The sequence below is a fragment of the Faecousia intestinalis genome, from assembly GCF_040096185.1.
Classification (GTDB): domain Bacteria; phylum Bacillota; class Clostridia; order Oscillospirales; family Oscillospiraceae; genus JAZOXB01.
In genome coordinates, this window is the sequence record NZ_JBBMFF010000111.1 from 1 (window position 1) to 8,242 (window position 8,242).

General features: G+C 63.9%; 8 protein-coding genes. 2 read left to right on the forward strand and 6 right to left on the reverse strand.

What is annotated here, in order from left to right; all coding sequences use genetic code 11:
• The first annotated feature begins 392 nt into the window (after positions 1–392).
• Positions 393–1,748 carry a 23S rRNA (uracil(1939)-C(5))-methyltransferase RlmD gene (rlmD, locus tag WMO66_RS01985; protein ID WP_349134738.1) on the forward strand — a complete coding sequence of 452 codons (1,356 nt, stop codon included), beginning with the start codon at positions 393–395 and terminating at the stop codon, positions 1,746–1,748.
• A 579-nt stretch (positions 1,749–2,327) separates the two neighbouring features.
• On the opposite strand, the gene WMO66_RS01990 is transcribed toward rlmD, so the two are convergent.
• From WMO66_RS01990 to WMO66_RS02015, 6 genes are all read right to left on the reverse strand, one after another.
• Positions 2,328–3,452, reverse strand: coding sequence for a metallophosphoesterase (locus WMO66_RS01990; protein WP_349134739.1), 1,125 nt, complete (start codon positions 3,450–3,452; stop codon positions 2,328–2,330).
• On the reverse strand, positions 3,449–4,438 hold the full coding sequence (bsh, locus tag WMO66_RS01995; RefSeq protein WP_349134740.1) for a choloylglycine hydrolase: 990 nt from the start codon (positions 4,436–4,438) through the stop codon (positions 3,449–3,451). Before bsh ends, WMO66_RS01990 begins: the two co-directional genes overlap by 4 nt.
• Before the next feature lie 58 nt (positions 4,439–4,496).
• Complete coding sequence (locus tag WMO66_RS02000) at positions 4,497–5,258, reverse strand: anti-sigma factor family protein (RefSeq protein ID WP_349134741.1); 762 nt, start codon at positions 5,256–5,258, stop codon at positions 4,497–4,499.
• Complete coding sequence (locus tag WMO66_RS02005; protein ID WP_349134742.1) at positions 5,248–5,874, reverse strand: RNA polymerase sigma factor; 627 nt, start codon at positions 5,872–5,874, stop codon at positions 5,248–5,250. The genes WMO66_RS02000 and WMO66_RS02005 overlap by 11 nt, the downstream gene beginning before the upstream one ends.
• Positions 5,871–6,830 carry a tRNA dihydrouridine synthase DusB gene (dusB, locus tag WMO66_RS02010; protein ID WP_349134743.1) on the reverse strand — a complete coding sequence of 320 codons (960 nt, stop codon included), beginning with the start codon at positions 6,828–6,830 and terminating at the stop codon, positions 5,871–5,873. The genes WMO66_RS02005 and dusB overlap by 4 nt, the downstream gene beginning before the upstream one ends.
• 136 nt (positions 6,831–6,966) lie before the next feature.
• Complete coding sequence (locus WMO66_RS02015) at positions 6,967–7,227, reverse strand: translation initiation factor 2 (RefSeq protein WP_349134744.1); 261 nt, start codon at positions 7,225–7,227, stop codon at positions 6,967–6,969.
• 238 nt (positions 7,228–7,465) lie between these two features.
• On the opposite strand from WMO66_RS02015, the gene WMO66_RS02020 reads away from it, so the two are divergent.
• The gene (locus WMO66_RS02020; protein WP_349134745.1) at positions 7,466–8,029 is read left to right on the forward strand and encodes a hypothetical protein; all 564 of its coding nucleotides are present in this window, start codon (positions 7,466–7,468) and stop codon (positions 8,027–8,029) included.
• Positions 8,030–8,242 lie beyond the last annotated feature (213 nt).

The following is an 8,242-nucleotide window of genomic DNA, read 5'->3' on the forward strand; positions in this document are numbered from 1 at the left end:
GTAGCGGCGCTCACTGCGCAGCCGTTGGCGGCTTTGCCGCCTTACGGATGCGGCGTGCCCCTTGCGGGTTGTGAGCGTCTTGCAGGTTGGCAATCTTTGCGGCACGCATTCTGCGGCGCGAGGCTATCAGATTTGTCATTGCGAGGGCGCTACGCGCCCGTGGCAATCTCGCAGCATAATGGCAGATAACTGGAAGGCCCCGGCGAATACGTAACCGGCTGCGTGAGATAGCCACGTCGCTTCGCTCCTCGCAATGACAATCGGGGCGTTTACCATTGTAACGTTAGCTTGTACGAACCGGTAGCGCAAAGCCGGGAGGGGCATGCCCCTCCCCTACAGAGCGCCGTCGGTACTCGCCCGGCCCATTCCGCGATCCGAAACAGGGGAATCGTATGCTGAAAAAGAACGAAATTTACCGTACCGTCGTCTCCGGCTTCACAAGCGAGGGCCTCGGCGTCTGCCGGGTGGACGGCTGCGCCGTCTTCGTGCCGAACGCCGCGCCGGACGAGGAATACGACCTGCGCATCACGCACGTCGGCAGGCACGCGGCCTATGGCCGCATCGAGCGTATCCTCACGGCCTCGCCGGACCGCTGCACCCGGCTCTGCCCGGACGCGAAGCGCTGCGGCGGCTGCGATTTCTGGCACCTGCGCTATCCGGCGGAGTGCCGCATCAAGGCGCAGCGCGTGACGGACGCCCTGAACCGCATCGGCGGGCAGAACCTGCCACTCGTCGCCCTGACGCCCGCGCCGACGTGCGAGGGCTACCGCAACAAGGCCCAGTTCCCTGTCGCCATGGGGAAGACCGGCATCGAGGCGGGCTTTTTTGAAAAGGGAACGCACAACGTCGTCCCCGTGGAGCACTGCCGCATCCAGCCTGCCTGCGCCGAGCAGGCGCGCAGCGCCGTCCTGCGCTATGCCCGCCGCTGGAGCATTCCGGCCTATGATGAGACCGCCCGCACCGGCCTTCTGCGGCATATCTATGTCCGCCATGCCGAGGCTACGGAGCAGGTGCTTGTCTGCCTTGTCGTCAACGGCGAGCGTCTCCCGCACGAGGACGATCTGGTTGATACGCTGCGCAGGGCCGTGCCCGGCCTGCGCTCCGTCGTTCTCAATACGAACACGCGCAGCGGAAACGCCGTCCTCGGCGAGACCATGCGCACGCTCTGGGGCGACGATGCCATCGAGGATATCCTGTGCGGCCTGCGCTTCCGCATCTCGCCGCGCTCGTTCTATCAGGTCAACCGCACGCAGGCAGAGCGGCTCTACGGCAAAGCGCTGGCAGTAGCCGGCCTGACCGGGACAGAGACGGTCCTTGACCTCTATTGCGGCACGGGCACCATCACGCTCTGCCTTGCGCGGCAGGCGAAGCGCGCCGTCGGCGTCGAGCTTGTTGAGGCCGCCATCCGCGATGCGCAGGAAAACGCCCGCCGCAACGGCATCGGAAACGCGGAATTCTTCTGCGCGGATGCCGGACAGGCCGCCCAGCGCCTCTGCGCCGCCGGGGAGACGCCGGATGTCATCGTCGTCGATCCGCCGCGCAAGGGCCTTTCCGCCGATGTCATCGAGGCCATGGTCCGCATGGCCCCGCAGCGCATCGTCTATGTCTCCTGCGATCCGGCCACCCTCGCGCGCGATGTCCGCAGCCTCACGCAGCAGGGCTACGCCCTCACGCACGCCGAGGCCGTCGACCTCTTCCCCCGCTGCGCCCATGTGGAGACGGTGTGCAGGCTGGAGCGGGTCGAGTGAAATCTAATATGTAGGGGAGGGACATGTCCCTCCCGGCTGCGCACTTGCAGCCCGTACAAGCCGCCGTTAAAATGGTGTGCACCGATTGCGTCTGTAGCGGCGCTCGTTGTACAAGGCCGCCGCGCGAGAGAAAAATGTAGCGGCGCTCAGTGAGCGCCATGCAAGCTGGCAGCATACGCTGCAGGGATTCTGCGGCGTGAGGCCTTCAAGTTTGTCATTGCGAGGAGGCCGTAGGCCGACGTGGCAATCTCGGGAAGGCACTTGCAGTTCGTACAAGCCGCCGTTAAAATGGTGTGCACCGATTGCGTCTGTAGCGGCGCTCCCTGAGCGCCATTGGCAGTTGCAAATTTCTGTGTACCCCGTCGACCGCACCGGCCACCAGATTTGTCATTGCGAGGAGGCCGTAGGCTGACGTGGCAATCTCGGGAAGGCACTGCCGGAATGGGAAAGGCATCGCCGACCGTATACGCCGCCAGGTTTGACTGTAGCGGCGTTCCCTGCGCAGCCGTTGGCGGCTTTGCCGCCTTACGGATGCGCAGTGAGCGCCGCTACAAGCTGCCTCTCGGCATTCGTCCGTATTTATGTCCCCTGAATTTCGATGATCACATATTCCGACCGGCAGCCGGTCTTGAACAGGATGGCCCAGTCCGAGATGCCGGACGTGACGAGGAAGTCCGTATCCCCGCGCCGCTCCTGTCCGTAGACGGCGTCGTCGCCGTGCAGGTGGAACCAGCGGATGAGCTGCACAAGGGGGATGAGCTGTCCGCCGTGGGTGTGGCCGGAGAGCACGAGATCGACGCCTGAGGCCGCCTCGGCATCATAGTCATGCGGCTGATGGTCCAGCACGATGGAGTAGCGCGCCGTATCCAGCCCCCGGGTCAGCTCAGCCATGGATGCGCGGCCGCCGCCGAAGCCCAGCTCCTCTGAGGCGTCCTGCCGGCCGATGAGCCAGAAGGCGTCGCCGATCGGCACGATCTCGTCCTCCAGCACATGCACGCCGTTTGCCGTCAGTTCGGCGGCGAGGTCGTCGCCCGTGAAGCCGCGGGTGCACTTGCTGTCATACAGGCCCTTGTCATGATTGCCGAAGACGTAGTAGACCGGCATATCCAGCTGCCCGAGCGCCCTGCAGGCGGCGAGCATGTCGTCCTTCTCCGTATCCTCGTCGACAAAGTCGCCCGCGATCACGAGCAGGTCGGGCTTCTGCGCCGCGATGCGGTCCAGCTCGCGGGCAAAGCCGTCTGCGTGGAACGTGGTGCCCATGTGGGAATCGGCGAGCAGCGCGACGCGGAGCGTGCCGACGGGCTTGTCCGTATGAATGATATAGTTTGTCTGCCAGACGTGGTGCGCCTGCACCCAACCGGCCGAAAGATAGGCGGCCGTGAGCAGCAGGGCCGTGAGCCCGGCGTAATACCGCCGCCACGGCTTGCCGTGCAGCCGCTTCAGCAGGGCGAACAGCGCGTCGCTCAGCAGCCAGAACAGCGCCAGATGGAGCAGGCAGATGATGGCGTTCATATAGCCCCACGCCAGCCAGATCGCGGCAGAAGGAAGCAGCACAGCCAGCACGGAGATCACCCAGCTCCAGCCATGCCTGCCGCGGGCCAGCGCCAGCGAGAATCGGAAGCGGTGCACGCGCGTGACAAGGTAAAAAAGCGCAGAAAATCCAGCCAGCACCAGACCGATCAGGATCAGAAGCCTGGGGATCATGCGTCCGCGCCCCCGTTCTGCATGAGAATGTCCTCTGCCGTCAGCATGGGGTATCGGCGCAGCGCCGTGCCGTCCAGCGGCTCGCGGTGCAGGTCGACGGCTGTGATGCGGCGGTTGCCGTAGGTCGTGTAGTAATAGATGCCGCGCGCGGCATTCCAGCACGAGGTGTAGATCGTGCGCTCAAATTCTCCCGGTGCGACCTCGCAGCAGCCGCGCGTCTGCGAGACCGTCTCCATGATGTGGAAAAACTGCCCGACGCAGTCGGCCTCGCTCTCGCCGCAGACGGAGTGGAGCTTCGTGAAGGCGGCGCGGACAAAGCGCGAGCCGGAGGACAGGTCGCCCGGCAGACCGAGCGCGCCCATGCCGCGGCTGTAGGCCTGCAGCGGCACATCCGGCGCAAAGGTATTCTCCGGCTGTCTTGGCGACAGATGCATATAGTTGTTCAGCGCGAAGAGCTGCTGCGGGAACGGTGGGTTATTCGTCAGCACGCCGACAGGATTTTCGTAAATTTGCAGCCCCGCGGCCGTCGGCTCCAGCGTGAGGGCGCCGGTCGCGTCCGCGAGCAGCCAGTGCAGCTGGGCGGCGGGGAAGTGCAGGCTGAACGGCGTTCCCGTCAGGTTGACGGCCTGCAGCAGCTGCCGGGCCTCCGCCAGCGTGGCGCACTGCCGCAGCAGCCACGGAATGAATTCGAACTGCGCCACGTTCTGCCGCCCGTCCTGCGGCGCGGCATAGCGGGCGTTGCCGACGAAGTTCAGCCCGGCAATACCGAGGCCTTTTTCGTTCACGGCATCGTAATACAGCGGATAGCCGTCCGCCACATGGGCCGTGCCGAGGATGGCATAGCCCTGCTCCGAGCCGCCGCCGTGGCGGAAGCGGAGCGGGAACCGGCGGGGAAGCATGACGATCTCCTCGCCATAGGATGCCTCGTAATCCAGCGAGCGGCCCATATAGAGCTCACGCGGCTGATAGGTGATTGCAGTGCACATAATACCTCCTGATAATATGAAGCCGCTGCAGAACGGCTTGCTCTGCAGCGGTATCGGTTTAATCCTCTGCGGCCAGCAGAATGATGCATTCCGCTGCCTCCTTCACCGGAGCGGAGAGCGTGAAGGCGTAGATCCCGCTGCAGTCCGCCAGAAGCTTTGGCAGCGCTTCCGCCGGCAGGCGATATGCGGCGCGGACGTCCTCCGGCCAAAGCCCGGCCGTCTCGCTCCAGCTGTCGCGCTCTTTTGAGGACAGCTGCTCGCTGCTCTCCGGCAGAACGTCGGCGTGCGCGCCCTTCAGCACGACGAGCAGCGGCTCCGCGGCGGTTCCGTCGTATGCGGCCGCTGCGTCGTCCGTATCCGCAGCCTTGCACTCGGGCGCCCCAACACCGGATGTTGCGGCGTCGTGGTAAAATGACGTGACATTGCCACTGTATCCCATCACGACGTCGCCGGGAGCGGCAGTAGCGGCAGTATCGTTGGCCTTCTGCTGAGCAAAGCCCTTCAGCGGACCGAGCAGAGTGAAGACGACCAGCGCGGCAGCGGCAAGGCCTGTGGCAAGCCCGCCCCAGTAGGCGCGGCATGGCTTTTTGACCGGCCGCTGCGGTGTTTTGGCGGCGGCTGCCAGAATGGAGGCTGTCAGCCCGGCGGGAGGGACGGCGGTGTCTGCCCGCAGCAGACGGTCCCCGCGTTCAAAGGCCTGCAGCCGTGCGCGGCAGTCTGCACACTGCGCCAGATGCGCCTGCAGCCGCTGCTCTTCCTCCGGCGAGTTTTCGCCGTCGAGATGTCCGCTCAAAAGTGGAAGATAATCGTTACAGTTCACGGCCCCGACCTCCTTTCTGCGGATTAGACGAGGCGGCGGCCGCTTTGTTCCCGCTCTGGGACAGCTTTTTTCGCAGCTGGTCGCGGGCGCGGGCGAGACGGGACTTGACCGTTCCCTCCCGCACGCCAAGCACAGCGGCGATGTCCGTATAGCTCAGGTCATTTTCCACGCGCAGCGACAGGATCAGCCGCTGCTCCGGGGCCAGCAGGTCCATGGCGGCCCGCAGCTCCTCCCGCTCCTCGCGCGCAAGCAGCTCCTCCTCCGGCAGCTTGGCCGGGTCGGGTGCATCGAGGGTATATTCCTCCCCGTCGGCGTCCAGCCCGGAGATGGGAACGACCAGGTGGCGGCGCGCAGCACGCAGAAAGTCGATGCAGACGTTGGACGTCAGCCGGAAGAGCCAGGTAGACAGGCTGGAATCGGCCTGAAAGCTGCCAAGCCCGCGCCACGCGCGCAGGAAGGCCTCCTGCGTCATGTCGGCGGCATCCTCCGGATTGCCGGTCATGCGCAGCGCGAGCCGGTAGATGGCGGGCTGATGCGTCGTGACGAGCTGCTCAAACGCCGCCATATCGCCGTCGGCTGCCAGCCGGATCATGTGCTTTTCGTCGATGGGGCTCACCTCAGATCACGCTTGATCTCTTTTGCCAGACGTTCTATGTCGGAAAAGGCGGAAATGTTGGAGATTTGTTCCTTATAAAATCCGCTGTGCGGCACGCCGCGCAGGTACCATGCAAAATGCTTGCGCGCCTCGAGGCAGGCAATATGCTCGCCTTTGTCCTCGAGCGCCAGTGCGAATTGCTGCAGGGCCGTGTCCACGCGGTCGGCGAGCGGCGGCAGCTCCGGGGGTGTCTTGCCGCGCAGGGCAGCGCGCAGCCGTTCGAACAGCCACGGGTCGCCGAAGGCGGCGCGTCCCGCCATGAAGAGCGAAGCGCCGCTGTGCGCCCGGCAGCGCAGCAGCTGCTCGGGGTCGGAGATATCGCCGTTTGCGATAACGGGGATGGAGACGGCGCGCACGACCTCGCCGATGGCGTCCCAGTCTGCGCGGCCGGAATAGAGCATGGCCTTCGTGCGGCCGTGGACCGTGATGGCGGCTGCACCGTTTTCCTCCGCCGCGCGGGCCAACGCGACGGCGCTCGGGCAGCTCCGGTCCCAGCCAAGGCGGGTCTTTACGGTCACGGGGACGGAAACGGCGTCCGCCACGGCGCGGATGATGCGCCCGGCCAGCGGGATGTCGCGCATGAGGGCGCTGCCGTCGCCGTTGTTGGCGATCTTCGGCATGGGGCAGCCCATATTGATGTCCAGAAAGTCGCACCCGCTGATGCCGGCGGCGATCTGCGCGGCCTCGGCCATCATGGCCGGGTCGTTGCCGAAGATCTGCGCGCCGCACAGCGAGCCCTCGTTCCGGCGGAGCAGGCCGCGGCTCTTGCGGTCCTGATAGACGAGCGCGCGGGAGGAAACCATCTCCGTTACGGTCACGTCCGCGCCATGCTGCGCGCAGACCGTGCGGAAGGCGTAGTCCGTTACGCCGGCCATCGGTGCGAGGAAAAGCGGCGTATCGCCGGAAAACAGCTGCATGGGTCCATCCCTCCTGACCCATACTGTACCATAAAGCGCGAAAAAAAGCAACTCTGCCCGTTCGTCTTTTTGAGCGGGCGGAGAAGCCCCGGGGCAGTACCGCATGATTCGGTTAAGGCCAAAATACGGTGCTGCCTTAGAAGATCAGCACGCAGGAGAGCCACGCCAGCCCCACAGATGCCGCTCCCATCGCGGCGTACAGGAGAGCCGGGATGCGGCGGCGCGGTCGTGCGGACGGCGGTGCGGCGGCAAGGCGGCGGGCCTCCTCCAGGAGGGCCTGCTCCGTCACACCGTGCTGCTCGAGCGCCTCCTCGCGCAGCAGAAAAATAGCCTGCTCAAACAGGTCGGACTCCTGCGGCCGCACCACGAGGACCTGCCGCGTCGTTCCCTTGACCATTACGCTCCCTCCCTTAGCCGGACATTGTCCGGTATCTGGAGAGATTCTACCCGCCCGAAGTGGGTCATAAACGGCTGTCGATAAAAAATTTTTATAAAAAATTTGAAAAAAGTGTCAGGAATCCGTTTCTGGTGAAATATAGGAGTGAAGGGAGGCCGCAGCAGAGCGGAATAGTCTGCAGGAAAGAACAACTTCGCAGGAAGAAGCATTTATGAATTGAAAGAAAGGACAGATTATCATGAAAGGAAAACGATTTCTTCTGCTTTTGCTCGTTTTCGCATTATCAGTCTCTTTGCTTGGCTGTGGAGAAATGTCTGACGCAGAGGTGCAGCTGCGATACGGCCTGAGGATGTTCTTCAATCGGTTTAATTTCTTCCGGCCAACCAGTTTTTACGGTTTTTCTGGAGATAATCTGGATGATCTGGAATGGGGTGCGGAGCAGCTCAGGGCCGGCATGGAGGAAAACACGGCCCTGCTTCAGAAATACCCAAACGCCTATGCGTCCCTTCAGCTGCTGGTTCAGATCCCGACTGTACTGAGATCCCTGTACGAGGCAGCAGGGACGGAAAAGCTTACCTTTGGCGACCTCCCCCCCGCGTTGCAGGCATGCCTGTACGATGTGGACATCCTGCTGTATCCGTGCCTGTTTGCCTGGACCGAAAGTGACGGCTCTTCCGTGATGGGCCTGTTTGCCCTGATGGAGTCCTCGGGCAGCGCGATCAATTTCATGGATCGCACTGTCGTCTCCCGCCAGGGAATCGAGTGGCCGGAGCCGGTAGACTGGACACCGCCGGATGTTTGATCCCGGTACATAGCAAAAAGCTGCTGCAGAGCGCTCGCTCTGCAGCAGCTCAGACTGTCGGAAAACCTATTCAGGCAAAGGTTTTGGAGGGAGGAAAAGCCTCGCAGAGTTTGCGCCCGCAGGCGCAAAGAAGATGGGAATCATTTTCTCCGGCGGCGTGTACGTCGGAGAAAATACCGCTCGGCTCGCAAACGTGCGAAGGGTGCGCCGCAG